Source organism: Streptomyces sp. NBC_00631 (genome assembly GCF_045206895.1).
Classification (GTDB): domain Bacteria; phylum Actinomycetota; class Actinomycetes; order Streptomycetales; family Streptomycetaceae; genus Streptomyces.
Genome location: NZ_CP107734.1, coordinates 771,229 through 788,743 on the forward strand (window position 1 = coordinate 771,229; position 17,515 = coordinate 788,743).

9 protein-coding genes are annotated in these 17,515 nt (G+C 74.4%); all 9 read left to right on the forward strand.

The genetic code is table 11. From position 1 onward, the window contains the following. The first annotated feature begins 25 nt into the window (after positions 1–25). Positions 26–985 carry an enoyl-CoA hydratase/isomerase family protein gene (locus tag OHB00_RS03715; protein ID WP_406431158.1) on the forward strand — a complete coding sequence of 320 codons (960 nt, stop codon included), beginning with the start codon at positions 26–28 and terminating at the stop codon, positions 983–985. Positions 986–1,058: 73 nt separating this feature from the next. Continuing rightward, positions 1,059–2,402 (forward strand): protoporphyrinogen/coproporphyrinogen oxidase, encoded by a 1,344-nt coding sequence (locus tag OHB00_RS03720; RefSeq protein WP_406431160.1) that lies wholly within the window; start codon positions 1,059–1,061, stop codon positions 2,400–2,402. Further along, positions 2,399–3,283 carry an SDR family NAD(P)-dependent oxidoreductase gene (locus OHB00_RS03725; protein WP_406431162.1) on the forward strand — a complete coding sequence of 295 codons (885 nt, stop codon included), beginning with the start codon at positions 2,399–2,401 and terminating at the stop codon, positions 3,281–3,283. Before OHB00_RS03720 ends, OHB00_RS03725 begins: the two co-directional genes overlap by 4 nt. A gap of 297 nt (positions 3,284–3,580) precedes the next feature. Beyond that, on the forward strand, positions 3,581–4,651 hold the full coding sequence (locus tag OHB00_RS03730) for a transposase domain-containing protein (RefSeq protein ID WP_406431164.1): 1,071 nt from the start codon (positions 3,581–3,583) through the stop codon (positions 4,649–4,651). Between the two features lie 352 nt (positions 4,652–5,003). Further along, positions 5,004–6,770 carry a fatty acyl-AMP ligase gene (locus tag OHB00_RS03735; RefSeq protein WP_406431166.1) on the forward strand — a complete coding sequence of 589 codons (1,767 nt, stop codon included), beginning with the start codon at positions 5,004–5,006 and terminating at the stop codon, positions 6,768–6,770. Continuing rightward, positions 6,767–12,619 carry an SDR family NAD(P)-dependent oxidoreductase gene (locus OHB00_RS03740; RefSeq protein ID WP_406431168.1) on the forward strand — a complete coding sequence of 1,951 codons (5,853 nt, stop codon included), beginning with the start codon at positions 6,767–6,769 and terminating at the stop codon, positions 12,617–12,619. The genes OHB00_RS03735 and OHB00_RS03740 overlap by 4 nt, the downstream gene beginning before the upstream one ends. A 2-nt stretch (positions 12,620–12,621) precedes the next feature. Then, a complete protein-coding gene (locus OHB00_RS03745; RefSeq protein WP_406431170.1) occupies positions 12,622–15,687 on the forward strand; it encodes a type I polyketide synthase in 3,066 nt (1,021 codons plus the stop codon). Further along, positions 15,684–16,475: a thioesterase II family protein gene (locus OHB00_RS03750; RefSeq protein WP_406431172.1), complete on the forward strand. Its 792-nt coding sequence runs from the start codon at positions 15,684–15,686 to the stop codon at positions 16,473–16,475. Before OHB00_RS03745 ends, OHB00_RS03750 begins: the two co-directional genes overlap by 4 nt. 32 nt (positions 16,476–16,507) lie before the next feature. Beyond that, complete coding sequence (locus tag OHB00_RS03755; protein ID WP_406431174.1) at positions 16,508–17,512, forward strand: beta-ketoacyl-ACP synthase III; 1,005 nt, start codon at positions 16,508–16,510, stop codon at positions 17,510–17,512. The last annotated feature ends 3 nt before the right edge of the window (positions 17,513–17,515 follow it).

The window sequence follows — 17,515 nt, forward strand, 5'->3', positions numbered from 1 at the left end:
CGACCGTGACCGGAGGTGGTCCGCGATGAGTCTGCTCACGCAGGAGCGGCACGGCGCCGTGCTCACCGTACGGGTGCGCAACGAGCCGTTCAACTTCATGACCGGCCACTTGCTGGCCGAACTGTCCGACACGGTGGCCCGTGCCGACCGGGATCCCACCGTTCGCGCGGTGGTGCTCGCGAGCGCGGTGCCCGGCGTGTTCATCGGCCACTACGACATCGAGGAACTGCTGGCCGGCGCCGAGGCCGGCGGCATGGAGGTGCCCGCGCGCCTCGCCCCGGCACCGCTGCGCCTGGTCGGCGCGCTCGGCCGGCTGCCCGGCATGCGCGGCCTCCTGGAGCGCACCCCGGTCGCCGGACTGCAGGCGCTGCTCGCCTTCCACGACGTGGTGCGCCGGATCCAGAACAGCGACAAGGTGTACGTCGCCGCGATCGACGGCACCGCGCTCGGTGGCGGGTTCGAGCTGGCGCTCGCCTGCGACGTCCGGATCATGAGCGACGGCAGGTACGGCATCGGACTGATGGAGATCGCGTTCGGACTGCTGCCCGGGGGCGGCGGCAGCCAGCTGCTGGCCCGGACCGTGGGGCCCGGGCGGGCGCTCGAACAGCTCCTGGAAGGAAGGCTGTTCACCCCCGCCGCCGCCCTGGAGGCCGGACTCGTGCACCACGTGGTGCCCGCGGACGAGGTCACCGAGTACGCGTCACGGACCGCCACCCGGCTGGCCCGGCGGCCGCCCGGCTCGGTCCGCGCGGTCAAACAGGCCGTGCACCGCGGCGGTTCCAGCGGCCTCGGCCGGGGCCTGGCGATGGAGCGGGCCCTGTTCCTCGCCCTGGTCAGCCGCCGCTCCACCCAGTCGGCGCTCAGGCGTTATCTGGAGGACCTCCGGACCCACCGCCGGGTCATCGGCGGTGACGTGGCCGCGTTCGTGGAGAACCGCCTGCCCGCCTGGCAGTCCGGGACGGCCACCGAGGCGGAAACCCGCTGACCACCCGTCCCTCAAGGAACAGCGCGCTGATCATCCCCTCTGATCCACCCACCCGTTCCTGGAGTGATGAACCATGCTGGGAAACCCAGTCGGAGACGGAGTCCGCGTCGCGGTGGTAGGCAGCGGCATCTCGGGCATGTCGGCCGCGCTTCAGCTGGAGCGTGCCGGCTACGAGGTCGACGTGATCGAACGGGACGACCGGCTGGGCGGCCGCTTCGGCGTCGCCACTCTGGGCGACCGGCCGGTCATGATGGGCGGCAAGAACATCGGCAGGCGCTACACCGCGTTCCGCTCCTGGCTCGACAGCCTCGGCACCTACGCGTGGGAGTCCTTCGGCATCAACACCTCCGTGATGAAGGAGGACGAGGTGCTGACCCTGGACAGCACCCGCCGCGGCCGTTCCCTCGCGAGCATCCGCAGGATGGCCACCCCGCGCGACCTGGTGCGGCTGGCCGCGATGACGGCCCGGATCCGTGCCGACGAGTCCAACAAGTTCCTGGGCTCGAAATACTTCACCGAGCTGTCCCGCACCCACGATCACGAGCCGCTCAGCGCCCACTTCAGCGAGAAGATCGTCAAGTCGCTGCTGCGCCCCATGACGGTCCGGATGAACGGCGCCGAGCCCGACGACGTCTACCTGGGCACCTTCGGCACCAACCTGGCTCTCCTGCTCGACCACTACGACCAGCTCGTGGACAGCATCCAGCCCGCCCTGGACGCCTTCTCACGACGGGTGAACGTACGGCTCGACACCACCGTCGAGGGACTGCTGGTGCGCGGCGGACGGCTGGCCGGGCTCCGGCTGGCGGAGCACGGCAAGGACGCGGAGGACGCCGAGTACGCCGGCGTGGTCGTCGCCGTGCCCGCCTACAGCGCGGCCGACATCGTCCGCGACGAACTGCCCGGCCTGAGCAAGCGGTTGTCCGAGGTGCGCTACAACCCCTCCAGCGTGATGCTCGTCGAGTACGACCGGCCCGTCTTCAGCTCCCAGGTACGGGCACTGGCCATCCACGACGACGGGCCGTGCAGCAACGCCGGTTCCTACGGCATGAACGACCGGCACATCGTGCGCTACACCTTCAGCGGCCGGGGCGCCCGCAACACCGAACTGTCCCCGGAACAGCTGGAGACCTGGGTCGCCGACGCCGAGCGGCGGCTGACCCGCTACATGAGTGTCAGCCGGGCCAGGCCGATCCGGTCGGTGGGCAGGATCTGGCCCGCCGCCTACAGCGCCTATCTGCCCTACCACGGCGAGTTCCTCTCCGATGTGGAGCACGCGGTCCGCGGCCTGCCCGGCCTGGAGCTGTCCGGTGACTACCTGTGGGGAGTCTCCATCGAGGCCTGCACCCGGGCCGGCAACGCGGCGGCCGCCCGCCTGGACGCGGAGCTGTCCCAGCACGCCCCGGTGCGGTCGTGATCGGCCGCCGCGCCGCCTCGGCCAGGCGCGAGTGGACGGTGGTGACAGGTGCCTCGTCCGGCATCGGCGCCGCCCTCGCGACCGAACTGGCCGGGCGGGGACATCGTCTGCGGCTGGTGGCCCGGCGCAAGGACCGCCTGGAGGACCTGGCGGCCGAGCTGCGCCGGCGCCACCGCGTGGAGGTGGTGGTCCGCGAGTGCGACCTGTCCGACCGCGCGGAGCGGGCCGACCTGTGCCGTGAGCTGGCGACGCTGGAGATCGGCATGCTGGCCAACAACGCCGGGTTCACCACCTGCGGTCCGCTGGCCGGCAGCGACCCGCGGCGCGAGGCGCAGGAAGTGGAGGTGAACGTCGTCGCCGTGCACGACCTCACCTTCGCCGTGCTGCCCGGGATGCTGGCCCGGCGCAGCGGACGCATCCTCATCACCGGGTCCACGGCGGGCATGCAGCCGGTGCCGACCGCGGCCACGTACGCCGCGACGAAGGCGTTCGTGAACACCTTCGCCGAGTCCCTGCACGGCGAACTGCGCGGCACCGGTGTCAGCTGCACCCTGCTGGCGCCCGGCCCGGTGCGCACCGAGTTCATGTCGGTGGGCGGCGCCGAGGAACTGGAGGAGCGCACCTGGTTCGCCTGGCAGACCCCCGAGGCGGTGGCCAGGGCGGGACTGCGTGCGGCCCGGTGGGGCCGGCGGATCGCCGTGCCCGGCCCGATGGCCAGACTCCAGGGGTTCACCGGCCGCCATCTGGCGCACGAGCTGACCTTCCTGCTGCTGCGTACCGTCGTCCTGCCCAGGCTCCGCGAGCCGGGGCGCACCGCTGCCGCCCCGGCGTCGGCCGAGGACGGGGACCCGCTCGCACGGTCGCACGGCCGCGAGCCCTAGAGAGGTCCGCCGACCGGGCCGGCTGCGCGAACCGGTGCTCGTCGGCCGGGTCAGGTCGTCCCGTCCGGACCCACGGAAGCGGGTCGACCGGCCGGATTTTTCGAATTCCGGTTGCGCCGGTTCGGCGGGGCCACTTGATTCCGAAAGGCGCACCCCGAGAAGCTGCGAAGGACGCGGCAGGACGACTCGGGCCGACGACCCGACCGAACGGATCACGGCCCGAGCAGAAAGAGGAAGAGGAAGCGGCAGGAAATTCTGTCCGACGGTGGATTCCGCCGCCGGAGACACGGGGGAGAAATGATGAACGAGATAGCCGAGGAGCGCTTATCCGACCGGCTGGCGATCGGGATGCTGGCCCTGGTCTACCCACCGGAGATGATTGAGCGGGCGATCCGCAGGTGCGGTCGACTGGGTATGCGCAATCGCTTGCTGCCACCACAGATCATGGTCTACTTCGTACTGATCATGTGCCTGTTCCCGAACGAGTCGTACGAGGCCGTGGCCCGGCTCCTGGCCGAGAGCCTGCCCCTGACCATTCCGGGCCAGGCGCTGAAACTGGGCACGGTGCCCTCGACCGCGGCCGTCTCACGGGCCCGGATGCGGCTGGGCGTGGAGCCGATGAAAGCGCTCTTCGCCGACGCCGCCCGGCTGTCCGCGCCGGGCGGCGGCCACGGCACCCGCTACCGGGGCTGGCGGCTGCGCACGCTGGACGGGCGGGTCACCAACGCCTCCGACTTTCCGGACCCGGCCGCCGTCGCCGACGACGGCCAGCCGGGCGCGGCCTCCTCAGCACTGCGGGTCAGCGTGCTGGCCGAGGACGGCACCGGACTGCTGCTGGGCGCCGAGATCCACCCGGCCGCGCCCGGCCGGCCGGTGGCGACCGCGCAGCTGCTGGACCGGCTCGGCCTGGGCGACCTGCTTCTCGCCGACGGCGAGTACGCCTGCCCCCGGCTCTGGCACACCGCCGTGGCCAAGGGCGTCGACCTGCTCTGGAGCGTCCCCGACGACTCCCTGCCCGCCCAGCCGGTCAGCCGGCTCCCGGACGGCTCCTGGCTTTACCGGCTGCCGCCTCCCGGGGACCCGGCCGCGCCCGCGGCCCGGGTGCGGGTCATCGGTGCCGGCCCCGGCGGCGGGCCGCGGCTGGCCACCACCCTGCTGGACCCGGCCGTGGCACCGGCCGCGGAACTGCGCGGTCTGCACGCGGACCGCTGGTCCTTCGTGCGGGCCGCCGGCCAGCTCCAGGCCCTGCGGCGGTCACCGAAGAAGGCGTTCCGCTCCCGCTCCCCGGAAATGATCGAGCAGGAGCTGTGGGGCTATCTGCTGCTCTACGGGGCGATGCGAAAGCTGTCCAACAATCGCTTCCCCTAAGTCACCGCAGATTCCATCCGCTTAAGTCACCGTAATAGCTCACGGCTTAAGTCACCGGAAAACCGCGGACACGGAATTCTCCGGATAATGTTGACGTCGGACGTATCGGACGGATATCGTCGCGAAGGTGTCCGTCCGGTGGGCGGACGAGTCCGAGCCAAGTCATTTGAACGCGGCTTTCCGGGACGATCGCGCGAGGCCCGCTCAGGGCCTGCGCGGGCCAAGTGGTGCCGACGCCGGGTGGGATCGAATCCGTACCCTCACCGCGCGGCAACTGCGCCCAGTCGTTTTCCTGTGCGATATCGCCGTGCCGTCTTCGAGCACCTATGGGAGCGGGGAATTGGAAACGCCATTGAAGGCTCCGAACATCTCTGCACTGCTGTCGGAAAACGCGCAGCGGCGGGGCGCGGAGACTGCCTACACCATCCTGGGCAACGGCCATGACGAATCCGACGTCCTGACTCACGGTGCGCTCGACCTGCTGGCGCGGGCGACCGCCACCCGGCTGCAGCGCTCGCTGCGGGCCGGCGACCGGGCGCTGATCCTCGCCGTGGACAACGCCGACTTCATCCGGGCCTTCATGGCCTGCCAGTACGCAGGCGTCGTCGCGGTCCCCGTCGCCCCGCCCCTGCCGCTGCGCAATCCGCGCAAGGTCGCCACCCTGCGGACGATCGCCCAGGACTGCGGCGCCCGCGCCGTCCTGACCGGCAGCGGCACCGCACTGCGTGAACCGGTCGGGGAGTTCTCACCGGAGCTCGCGGCGCTGGAATGGATCGAGGTCGACACCGTGCCGGTGAGCGAGGCGTCCGGCTACCGGGCGCCGCGCATCGAGGCCGAGGACCTGTCCTTCCTCCAGTACACCTCCGGCTCGACCTCGCTGCCCAAGGGCGTGATGGTCAGTCACCGGGCGCTGCTGCGCAACGAGGAGATGTTCTCCGCCGTCATGGGGATGACCTCCGAGGACGTGATCGTCTCCTGGCTGCCGCTGTACCACGACATGGGCCTGATCGGGAAAGTGCTCCAGTCGTCCTATCTGGGGGCCCATCTGGTACTGATGCCGTCCGCCGCCTTCGTGCAGCGCCCCGCGCGCTGGCTGCGCGCGATCACCCGTTACCGCGGCACGGTCTCCGGCGCCCCCAACTTCGCCTACGACCTGTGCGTCAGCCGCGTCTCGGAGGAGGACCGGGCCGAGCTCGACCTGAGCAGCTGGAAGGTGGCCTTCAGCGGTGCGGAGCCGATCCGGCCCGCCACCTTCGAGGCGTTCTCCGCGGCGTACGCCCCCCACGGGCTGGCCCCCGAGACGCTCCAGACCGGCTACGGGCTGGCCGAGGCCACCCTGGTCGCCTCCGGCGGAGTACGCGGCGAACCGCCCCTCACCCGTGACGTCGACCGCGAACAACTGCGCAGAGGCCGTGCGGTACCCGGCGACGACTACACGATGATCAGCGTCGGACGCGCCCGGCTGAGCCGCAGGTTCGTCATCGCCGACCCGGCCACCCTGCGCGGCTGCGAGGACGGCGTCGTGGGCGAGATCTGGATGTCCGGCGCCGACCTCCCGCTCGGCTACTGGGGCCGCCCGGACGCCACTCGCGAGACCTTCGGGGCCCGGCTGGCCGACACCGGCGAAGGCCCCTTCCTGCGCACGGGCGACCTCGGCGTCCTCCTCGACGGCGAGCTCTACATCACGGGCCGCCTCAAGGACATGATCATCGTCGGCGGCCTCAACCACTACCCGCAGGACATCGAGGCGTCCGCCGAGGCGGCCCACCCCTGGATCCGGCCCGGCTGCTGCGCCGCGTTCGCGGTCGAGCGCGACGGGCGGGAGCAGGTCGTCCTGGTCGCCGAGGTGATCCGCCCGTCCGGGAGCTGGCGGGCGGCCGGCGGGACGGCTCCGCCCGCCGTGCCCACACTGGCGCAGATCAGGCGTCAGGTGGCCATGACGGTCAGCGCCGACCACGGCATCCAGCTCGACGACATCCACCTCGTGGCGCCCGCCTCGACGTTCAAGACGTCCAGCGGGAAGATCCAGCGCGCCTGGTGCCGTACCGCCTACGAGCAGGGCGAGTTCACCCCGGCCCGTGAGCCGGGTGGCCGTGCCCTTGAGGGAGTCACGCGATGACGGTGGAGCGCCGGATCTCCGACTGGCTCACCCGGGCCGTGGCGGAACTGCTGCACCTGCCCGCCGACGACATACCGACGGATCTCCCCTTCACCGCGCTGGGGCTGTCCTCCATGCAGGTGCTGGAACTCTCCGACCGGCTCCAGGGATGGGCCGGCGTGGAACTGGGTCCCACCGTCGCCTACGACCATCCGGACATCGACGCGATCTCCGCCCACGTGGCCGCACTGAGCGACCCCAGGACCGCTGCCGAGACCGGGGAACCGACCACATCACGCGGCGGTGCCGGGGCCCGGGGGCAGTCGGCTTCACGTACCGGTGCCGAGGCCGGAGGGCCGGCCGGTGTCGGGGCGGGCGGTGTCGGGGCGGGCGCCGCCGCGGCAGGCGGCGAGCCGGTCGCCGTCGTGGGGATCGGGTGCCGGGTGCCCGGTGCCGAAGGCCCGGAGGCCTTCTGGACGTTGCTCACCGATGGTGTGGACGCTGTGGGCGAGGTACCCGCTGACCGTTGGGATCCCACGGTGTTCGACGATCCCGGCGGGTCCGCGCCGGAGCGGGTGAACGCCCGCTGGGGCGGCTTCCTGGCCGACGTCGCGGGCTTCGACTCGGAGTTCTTCGGGGTCGCCGCACGCGAAGCCGCCCGGATGGATCCACAACAGCGGCTTGCCCTTGAGGTCGCCTGGGAGTCGTTGGAGGACGCCGGGATCGCCCCCGACCGGCTGTCCGGTTCCCGCACCGGTGTCTTCATGGGCGTGTCCAGCTTCGACCACGGCACCGCCATGTTCGGCTCGCTGGCGGACACCCAGCCCTACGACGGGACCGGCGGCGCGCTGAGCATCGTCGCGAACCGGGTGTCCTATGTCCTCGACCTGCGCGGGCCGAGCCTGGTGGTGGACACCGCGTGCTCGTCCTCCCTGGTCGCGGTCCACCTGGCCTGCCAGGCACTGCGCGGCGGCGAGGCCGAGCTGGCGCTGGCCGGCGGGGTCAACGTCATCACCAGCCCCCGCATCGCCCTGAGTTTCAGCCAGGGCGGCCTGATGGCCGCCGACGGGCGCTGCAAACCCTTCGATCACCGGGCCGACGGCTATGTGCGCAGCGAGGGTGTCGGCGTCGTGGTTCTCAAACCGCTCTCCGCCGCCGTCGCCGACGGGGACCGGATCTACGCGGTGATCCGCGGCGGCGCCGTCAACCAGGACGGCCGGACGAACGGACTGACCGCGCCGAACGGCCCGTCGCAGGAGGCCGTGCTCCGTGCCGCGTACCGTGCGGCCGGACTCCCCGCGAGCGGCGTCGGCTATGTCGAGGCACACGGCACCGGCACCGCGGTCGGCGACCCGATCGAGGTCGCCGCACTGGCCGGTGTGCTCGGCGCGGGTCGCACGGCCGAACGCCCCCTCAGGATCGGCTCGGTCAAGTCCAACCTGGGCCACCTGGAAGCGGCCGCCGGGGTGACCGGGCTGATCAAGACCGCGCTCGCCCTGCACCACCGGCGGATCCCGCCGACCCTGCACTACGAGAAGCCCAACCCACTGCTGGGCCTGGACGGCGTCCCGGTGACCGTTGTCGCCGACACCGTCGACTGGCCACTGCGGGCGGACGGCACCCCGGCCCCGGCAGGCGTCAGCTCGTTCGGATTCGGCGGCACCAACTCCCATCTGGTGCTGTCCGCCGCACCCGAGGCGCCCCCGGCAGCCCCGGCTCCCGACGGGTCGCATGCGCCGCCCCGGCTGATCCCCCTCTCCGCCCGCTCCGCCGACGCGCTGCCGCGCCGCGCCGCCGCCTGGGCGGCCCAGGCCCGGTCGGCCACGGGCGACACCGGCTGGCTGCCCCGCTTCGGCGCGGCGGCCGCCCACCGCGCCGAGCACGCCCCGCACCGGGCCGCGGTGGTGGCCGCGAACGCGCGGGAGGCCGCCGAGGCGCTCGAAGCGCTCGCCGCGGGCGAACGCGGCGCGCACGCCGTACCGGCCCGCCGGATCGCCCGGCACCGGCCGAAGGTGGCGTTGGTCTTCCCCGGCCAGGGCTCGCAGTGGGCCGGGATGGGGCGTCGGCTCGCCCTGACCGTGCCGGAGTTCCGCGAGGCCGTCCGGGAGGCGGACGCCGCGATCGCCCGTCACTTGGGGCGTTCCCTGTGGAGCGACGAGCACGGCCTGGTCGCCGAGAGCACCGCCGAGGTCCAGCCCGCCCTGTTCGCGATGCAGGTCGCGCTGGCCGAGACCTGGCGTGCGTGGGGGTTGCGGCCGGCCGCGGTGATCGGCCACAGCATGGGCGAGATCGCCGCCGCTCAGGCCGCCGGCGCGCTCACGCTGGCCGACGCCGCCGCGGTGGTGTGCGAACGCAGCCGGCTGCTCACCGAGATCTCCGGGCTCGGCGGGCTGGTCCTGGTCGAACTGGGCGAGGAGGAGGCCGCCGCGCTGATCGCCGGCCGGGAACGCGACCTGTCCGTGGCGGCGCTCAACGGCCCGCGCGCCACGGTGCTGTCCGGTACCCCGGCCGCCCTGGACGACGTGGTGGCCCGCCTGGACGCCAGGGGGGTGTTCGCCCGCCGGATCTCGGTGGAGTTCGCCGCCCACAGCCCTCAGGTCGAGCCTCTCCAGCCGCGGCTGCGCGCCGCGCTCACCGCCCTCGCCGCCCGGGACACCGAGGTCGCGCTGTACTCCACCGTGACCGGCGAGGCGGTGCGGGGACACGAACTCGGCCCCGACTACTGGGTGACCAACGTCCGCGCCCCCGTACGTTTCGGACCCGCCCTGGGCCGGCTGCTCGCGGACGGCTGCGACACCTTCGTGGAGATCGCCCCGCACCCGGTGCTGGCCCGGCCGGTCGCCGACCACCTCGACGAGACCGGCCGCGCGGACACCCTCGTGGTCTCCTCGCTCCGCCGCGACGAGGACGAACCGCGCTCCCTGCTGACCGCGGTGGGCAACCTGTACACCGCGGGGGTGCCGGTCGACTGGAGCGCGCTGTACCCCGGGACCGCCCGGCACACCCCGCTGGCCCGGCACGGCTGGCGGCACCAGCACTTCGCGATCGCCCGGCTCGGCGAGGACCGGCGCCGCCCGGCCGCCCGCCCGCCCGGCGGCCGGCTGCTGGGCGCGCGCGTGCCGGTGGGCCCGGAACCGGCGCTGCGGCTGTGGGAGTTGCCGCTCGGCCCGGACACCGCGCCCGAACTCCTCGACCACGTGGTCGAGGACGTGCCGCTGGTCGCCGGCGCCTACTGGCTGACCGCCGCCGCCCAGGCCGCCACGGTGGCTGCGCCCGGCAAGCCGGTGGCACTGCACGAGGTGTCGTTCGCCCAGCCGTATCCGCTGGACGAGGAGCGGGAACGGCCGCTGCAGATCGGTATCCGGCCCGGACCGGACGGCCGGGAGCACTTCGCCGTGGTCTCCTGCCCGTCCGAAGGCCGCCCCGTGACGCACGCGGAGGGCGTCCTCGGCGATGTACCCGGCGGCGCTCCCCCGGGACGGTCCGAGGACCTGGACGCGATCCGGGCGCGCTGCGTCACCGAGGTGCCGGTCGACGACCACTACCGGCGGCTGGCGGCGGCCGGGCTGCGGTACGGCCCCCGGTTCCGCGCTCTCGAACGGCTGACGGTCGGCGACGGCGAGGCACTCGCCCGGGTCCGGCTGCCCGAAGGACTGGACGCCGGCGCCCCGCCGCTGCACCCGGCCCTGCTCGACTCCTGCCTGCACACCGTCGCCGCCGCGACCGCCGAGCCCGGCCAGGAGGAAGCGCTGCCGCTGCCGGTGGGCGCGGACACCGTGTGGAGCGCCACCGAGGGAGCGCCCCTGCGCACCGGCTGGTGCCACGCCCGGCTCCTGGACGCCGGCCATGGCCGGATCGTCGCCGACGTCACGGTGCTGGACGACACCGGCACCCCCGTCTGGTCCGCGACCGGCTTCCGGGTCCGGCTCACCGCCCCGCGCCGCCGGCCCGAGGACGGCCGGCTGTACGAGGTGCGCTGGACGCCGTACGACAGCGGCCCCGCCGCGCCGGATCCCGGACGCTGGCTGCTCCTGGCCGACGACGCGTCGCTGGGGACCGCCGCCGGTCTGGCCGAGCGGCTCGCCCGGGCCGGCGCACGCTGCGAGACACGCCGGCCCGGTGCGGACTCCGGCTTCGGCGATCTGACCACCGCCGAGCGGGACGGCCCACTGCGCGGCATCGTCGACACCAGGGCCGCAGCGGTGCGGCCGGGCGCCACCGCACGGGACGAGGCGGCGCGCACGGCGGCGGCGCTGGAACCGGTCCGGGCCGTCACCGGTGGGCGATGGCGGCACGCCGCACCCCGGCTGTGGCTGCTCACCGCGGGCACCCAGGACCCCACCGGAGTCACCGGGGACGAACTGCCCGCCGGGGCCGGGCTGTGGGGACTCGGCCGGACCGTCGGCAACGAGTTCCCCGAACCGGGTTGCTCGCTGGTGGACCTGGACCGCGACCCGACACCTCGCGACCTGGACGCGGCCACCGCCGCGCTGCTGGCGGCCGAGCCCGCCACCCAACTGGCCGTACGGGGCGGCGCGCTCACCGCGCCGGTGCTGCGCGAGGCCGCCCGCGACCCGCTGGCCGAGGTACCCGCGCCGCGCGCCGACCGCACCTATGTCCTCACCGGCGGCCTCGGCGAGCTGGGCATGCGGGTCGCCCGCCGGCTGGCCGGCCGGGGCGCCCGTCATCTGCTGCTGATCGGCCGGGGTGCTCCCTCCGACGCCGTCGCCCGGCACCTGGCCGAACTCCGTGCCACGGGCTGCGAGACACGGGTCGCACGGGCGGACGTCTCCGACGCGGAGAGCCTGCGCACCGCGCTGCACGGTCCGCACCCCGGCACGGGCCCGGCCCGCCCTCCCATCGGCGGGGTCGTACACCTGGCCGGCGTCCTGGCCGACGCGCTGCTGCCGGACCTGTCGCCGCGGGACCTCGACCGGACCTTCGCGGGCAAGGCGGTCGGCGCCTGGCATCTGCACGAGCTGACCCGGGAGGAACCGCTCGAATTCTTCGTGCTGTTCTCCTCGCTCGCCGGGCTGATCGGTTCACCGGGGCAGGGCGCCTACGCGGCCGCCAACTCCTTCCTGGACGCGCTGGCCCGCCGCCGGGCCGCCCTCGGACTGCCGGCGCACAGCATCGCCTGGGGCACCTGGGCCGGTGCGAGCCTGGCCGCGACCGGGGGCGGCACCGACCGGCTCGCCGCGCGGGGCGTGCCGCCGCTGGAGCCGGGCACGGGGCTCGAACTGCTGGACGCGGCCCTGTGCGGCGACCGGCCGCAGCTCGCCGCCACGGCTCTCGACCCGGCCCGGCTCGCCGCCGCGGGCGTATGGCCGTCCGCCCGGGAACTGCTCGCCCCGCTGCTGGCGGCCCGGCAGGACGAGCCGCCCGGCACCGCCAGTGCCCGGCCCGGGGCGGTGCGCGCGGAGATCCTGGCCGCCGGCGCTCCGGCACAGCGCCGGCAGGTGATGCTGGACTTCCTCACCGACCAGGTCGCGCAGGTGCTCAGCGCGCGGCCCGGCACGGTCGCGGCCGACGCGCCCTTCCACAGCATGGGCCTGGACTCGCTGATGGCGATCGAGCTGCGGGGGCGGCTGGAGTCCGCACTGGGCATCCGGCTCTCGGCAACCCTGGTGTACGCCCACCCCACGGCGGGCGCGCTCGCCGACCAGCTGCTGTCCCGGCTGCTGCCCGGCGGCACGGGGGCGACCGGCGAGCGGGACCTGTCCGACGGCCGCGGCGCCGCGGTCGTACCGCCCGACGAGACGGCGGCACCGCCGGATCCGGACTCCGGTCTGGCCCACCTGGACGACTCCGAGGTGGCGGCGCTGCTCGCCGCGGAACTGGACGTGTTCGAAGCGAACGGGGAGGAATGAGCGTGCCGACCGCGACCGACCAGCGCAGGCTGCTGGAGCAGGCACTGCGTCAGCTCAGGGACGCCCGGGCCCGGCTGGCCGCCGTGGAGCGCGGTGCGGAGCCCGTGGCCGTGGTCGGGGCGGCGGTGCGCGCACCCGGCGGTGTCGACGACCTCGACGGGCTGTGGCGCGTCCTGCGCTCCGGTACCGACACGGTGACCCCGTGGCTGGACGATCCCGAGGGCCGCCGTGACGGCGGTGGCCGCCCCACCGGCCGCTGGGCCGGGCAACTCGACCGGGTGGACGGCTTCGACGCCGGGTTCTTCGGCATCGACGCGGCGGAGGCCGACCGTATGGATCCGCAGCAGCGGCTGGTGCTGGAGGCGGCCTGGGAGGCCGTCGAGGACGCGGGGCTCCCCGCCGAGCGCCTCCGGGACCGCCCCACCGGGGTCTTCCTCGGTCTGTACGGCGGCGACTACCTCACCGCCCAGCTGTCCGGGCAGGCCGCCATCAACGCCTACACCGCGCCCGGCGGCGCCCACACCATCGCCGCCAACCGGCTGTCGTACCTGCTGGACCTGCACGGCCCCAGCCTGGCGGTCGACACCGCCTGCTCCTCCTCCCTGGTCGCCCTGCACCTGGCGGTTCGGTCGCTGCGCACGGGCGAGTGCGACTTCGCGCTGGTCGGCGGAGTCAACGTGGTGCTGTCCGAAGCCGCCATGTCGGCCACGGAGAAGGTGCTGCCGACCGCGTCCGGCGGGCGCTGCCGTACCTTCGACGCGGCGGCGGACGGCATCGTCCGCTCCGAGGGCTGCGGCATGCTCCTGCTGGAGCGCCGGTCCGACGCCCGTGCGGCCGGCCGGCGGGTCCGCTCGCTGGTCCGCGGGACCGCGGTCAACCACAACGGCCGCGCCAACGGCCTGACCGCGCCCAGCCCCACCGCCCAGGCCGCGCTGCTGCGCCGGGCGCTGGCCGACGCCCGGACCGACCCGAAGGACATGCTCTACGTCGAGGCGCACGGCACCGGTACCCGGCTCGGCGACCCCATCGAGACCGAGGCGCTGCGCGAGGTCTACGGCGAGGGCGAACTGCCCTGCGCGATCGGCGCGGTGAAGACCAACTTCGGCCACCAGGAGGCGGCGGCGGGCATCATCGGTCTGCTCAAGACGATCCTCGTCCTAGAGCACGGCCAGGTACCGCCGAACCTCCATCTGGACCGGCTCAACCCGGAGATCGACCTGGCCGGCAGCCGGCTGACGATCCCCACCGCGCTGTCCCCGCTGCCCGGCGCGGACCGCCGCCTCGGCGCCGTGAGTTCCTTCGGCTTCGGCGGCACCAACGCCCACGTCGTCCTGGAAGGTCCGGCCCCGCGGGCCGCCCGGCCGCCGGACGAGCCGGCCGGTCCGCTCCGTGGCCGGTTGCTGCTGCCGCTGTCGGCCCGCAGCGGCCCGGCGCTCGGCGCCCTGGCCGCCGCCTACGCACGGCGGCTGGCCGGGCTGGACGCGCGAGCCGCCGAAGAGCTCTGCGCCGCCGCCGCGACCAGCCGTGACCACCATGCCGTCCGGCTCGTCGCCGCCGCCGACACCGCCACCGCCCTGGCCCGCGAACTCGCCGCTGTCCGCACGGAGTTCCTCCGTCCGCACCCCGCGGGGCCGCGCGTCGCCTTCGTCTTCAGCGGCCAGGGCACCCAGTGGAGCGGCATGGGCGGCCGGCTCCTCGACGAGGAGCCCGTGTTCCGTGCGGAGGCCGAGGCATGCGACTCCGTGGTCCGGAAGCTGGCCGGCTGGTCGGTGCTGGAGGAACTCGCCAAGCCCGAGGGGGCCGGGCGGCTGCACGAGACCGAGGTGGCCCAGGTCTGCATCGCCGTCCTCCAGTTGGGCCTCGCCGCGCTGTGGCGGTCCTGGGGCGTGGAGCCGCACGCCGTGACCGGGCACAGCATGGGCGAGATCGTCGCGGCCTGTGTGTCCGGCGCCCTCGACCGCGAGGAGGCGCTCGACCTGCTCGTCACCCGGGCCCGGATCACCGAGGCCCACGCGAGGGGCGGCGCGATGACCGCGATCGCCCTGCCGGCGCAGGAGGTGGCGGCACTGGTCGACAAGGCCGGCGACCGGGTGGGCCTGGCCGCCGTCAACGGCCCGCGCTCCACCGTCGTCGCCGGGGACCCCGACCAGGTCGCCCTCCTGGAGTCCCTCGTCTCTCCGGTCGCCGGGACCAGCCGGCTGCCGGTGGAGTACGCCTTCCACAGCCCGCTGCTGGACGGGGCCGACCGGCGGCTCGCCGACGGCCTGCGGCAGCTGCGCCCGCGCGGCGGCGGGGTGCCGCACTACTCCACCGTCACCGGCGACCGGGTGCGCGCCGAACAGTTGGACCGCGCCCACTGGGGCCGGAACCTGCGCGGCACCGTGCTGTTCGGCAGCGCCGTGGAGGCGCTGGCCCGGGACGGCGTGACCGTGTTCCTGGAGATCGGCCCGCACCCGGTACTGCTCCGGGACATCGGCGCGACGCTGGAACGCGCCCCCGGCCCGCGCTACACCGTCACGGGCTGCCTGCGACGTGACAAACCCGAACGGGAGTGTCTGGACGCGGCGATCGGCGAGCTGTACCGGGCCGGTCTCTCCCCGCGCTGGGACGCGGTGCTGCCGCCGCCCGCCCGGCATGTGCCGCTCCCGTCCTACCCCTGGCAGCGGCGGCGGCACTGGCTCCCGCTGGAGAGGACCTCCGCGGCCGCCGCTCCCGCCGACGCCGACGGCGGTGCCGCGTCGGTCCCCACCACGGTGGCGGCGGCCGGGCGGTCGCCCGCCGAACTGGAGGCCATCATCACCGCGTACATCCTCGACCGGCTGTCGGACGCCCTCGGCCTGGACAGCGTCTCGTCGGTGCCGGTCGACGGACCGCTGACGGCACTCGGACTCAGCTCCCTGGCCCTCGTGGAGCTGAAGAACCGCATCGAACGGGACTTCGCGGTCGCCGTACCGCTCCAGGCGCTTCTGGAGGACGGCACGCCCCTCGCCCTGGCCCGGACGGTCGCCCGGGCCGTCGGGCCGGGCGATCCGCACGACGCCCTTCGCACCGGAAGTGACGCCTCATGAACTCCGTACCCCACGGCTCCCGGCCGGCCGCCGTCCTGGCGCCGGCGCCCCGTCCCGAGGCGGGCGCCCCCCTCGTCCGGGCCCAGCCGGAACCGGCCGCCCGGCTGCGCCTGGTGTGCTTCCCGCACTCCGGCGCCGGCCCGGCCGCCTTCCGGCGCTGGGCGCAGCTGCTCGCTCCCGGCATCGAGGTGTGGAGCGCGGTGCTGCCCGGCCGGGCCACCCGGGTGCAGGAGCCCTTCGCCGACCGGTGGGACCCGTTGGTCGACGAGTTCGCCACCGCGGTGACCACCGCCGTACCGGGGCCGTACGCACTGTTCGGGCAGAGCCTGGGCGCCATGGTCGCCTTCGAGGTGGCCCGCGAACTCGGCCGCCGCGGCAACGGGCCGGTCCATCTGATCGCCGCCGCCAGCGCGGCCCCCGACGTCCGTGAGACGCCGCCGGTCCCGTCGGACGACACGGCGCTCGTCGAGGAGATCGACCGACGGTACGACGGGATCCCCGCGGAGGTGCGGGCGGTGCCCGAACTGGTGCGGTACTTCCTGCCCGTCCTGCGCGCCGACCTCGGGCTGGCGGCTTCCTACGTCTACCGGCCGGGGCCGCCGCTGGAGATCCCGGTCACCGTCTTCGCGGGCGACCGGGACGGCACGGTGCCCGCCGCCGGGCTGGAGGGCTGGCGCAGGCACACCGGCGCCGACTGCGAGAGCCACCGGCTGACCGGTGGTCACTTCGCCGTGACCGACCACGAGGACCACGTGCTGAACGTGATCCGGCGGCGGTTGTCCGGCTGACCGCCACCACCACGACAGAAGAGGGGCACGGCATGGCCGCACCTATGGAATGCCCGCCCGCGCTGCGGCACAGCCGCATCGAGGGCTTCGGCACGTACCGGCCGACCCGGGTGGTCGGCAACGACGAGATCTGCCGGTCGATCGAGTCCAGCAGCGAGTGGATCGTCGCCCGCTCCGGAATCCACAACCGCAGGTTCGCCTCCGCCGAGGAGAGCCTGATCGCCATGTGCGAGGCCGCCGGGGCCGCCGCGCTCGACGATGCCGGCGTCTCTCCCGGCCAGGTGGACGCGGTGCTCGTGGCCTCCATGTCCTACCGGCTGATCACCCCGTCGCTGGCAGCACAGGTCGGAGCCCGGCTGCGGCTCCCGGCGCCGGCGGCCCTGGACATCGGCGCCGCCTGCTCCGGTTTCTGCTACGGCCTCGGACTCGCCGGCGACCTGGTCCGCACCGGCAGCGCCGGCCGGGTCCTGCTCATCGGCGCCGAGCGGATGACGGACATCGTGGATCCCGCCGACCGGTCGACGGCCTTCCTGTTCGCCGACGGCGCCGGCGCCGCGGTGATCGGCCCCGCCGACACCCCGGAGATCGGTCCGGTGGCCTGGGGCTCGGACGGCTCGCAGAGCGACGTCATCCGGATGTCCCACCAGGGCGCCCCGGCGGGCAGCCCCGAGCAGGGCGCCGCGCCCGCGCTGCTGATGGAGGGGCCCGCCGTCTACCGGTGGGCGATCTCGCAGCTCACCGAGGTCGCCCAGCGGGCCATGAAGAACGCCGGGGTCGGCGCCGGCGACATCGACGTGTTCGTACCGCACCAGGCGAACCTGCGGATCGTGGAGTCGCTGGCCCGGTCGCTGAGCCTGCGCGAGGACGCGGTGTGCGCCCGCGATGTCGTCGAGGCGGGCAACACCTCCGCGGCCTCCGTGCCGCTGGCGCTGGCCGCGCTGCGTGCCCAGGGCCTGGCCAGGCGCGGCGATCTGGCCCTGCTGATGGGATTCGGCGCCGGCCTCGCCTACGCCGCCCAAGTCGTCCGGCTGCCGTGAGGC

What these genes read in the sequence shown, in the direction of transcription:
- OHB00_RS03755 (WP_406431174.1), top strand. Translation starts at nt 16,508, where the DNA reads ATGGCCGCACCTATGGAATGCCCGCCCGCGCTGCGGCACAGCCGCATC.
- OHB00_RS03740 (WP_406431168.1), top strand. Translation starts at nt 6,767, where the DNA reads ATGACGGTGGAGCGCCGGATCTCCGACTGGCTCACCCGGGCCGTGGCG.
- OHB00_RS03730 (WP_406431164.1), top strand. Translation starts at nt 3,581, where the DNA reads ATGATGAACGAGATAGCCGAGGAGCGCTTATCCGACCGGCTGGCGATC.
- OHB00_RS03715 (WP_406431158.1), top strand. Translation starts at nt 26, where the DNA reads ATGAGTCTGCTCACGCAGGAGCGGCACGGCGCCGTGCTCACCGTACGG.
- OHB00_RS03750 (WP_406431172.1), top strand. Translation starts at nt 15,684, where the DNA reads ATGAACTCCGTACCCCACGGCTCCCGGCCGGCCGCCGTCCTGGCGCCG.
- OHB00_RS03720 (WP_406431160.1), top strand. Translation starts at nt 1,059, where the DNA reads ATGCTGGGAAACCCAGTCGGAGACGGAGTCCGCGTCGCGGTGGTAGGC.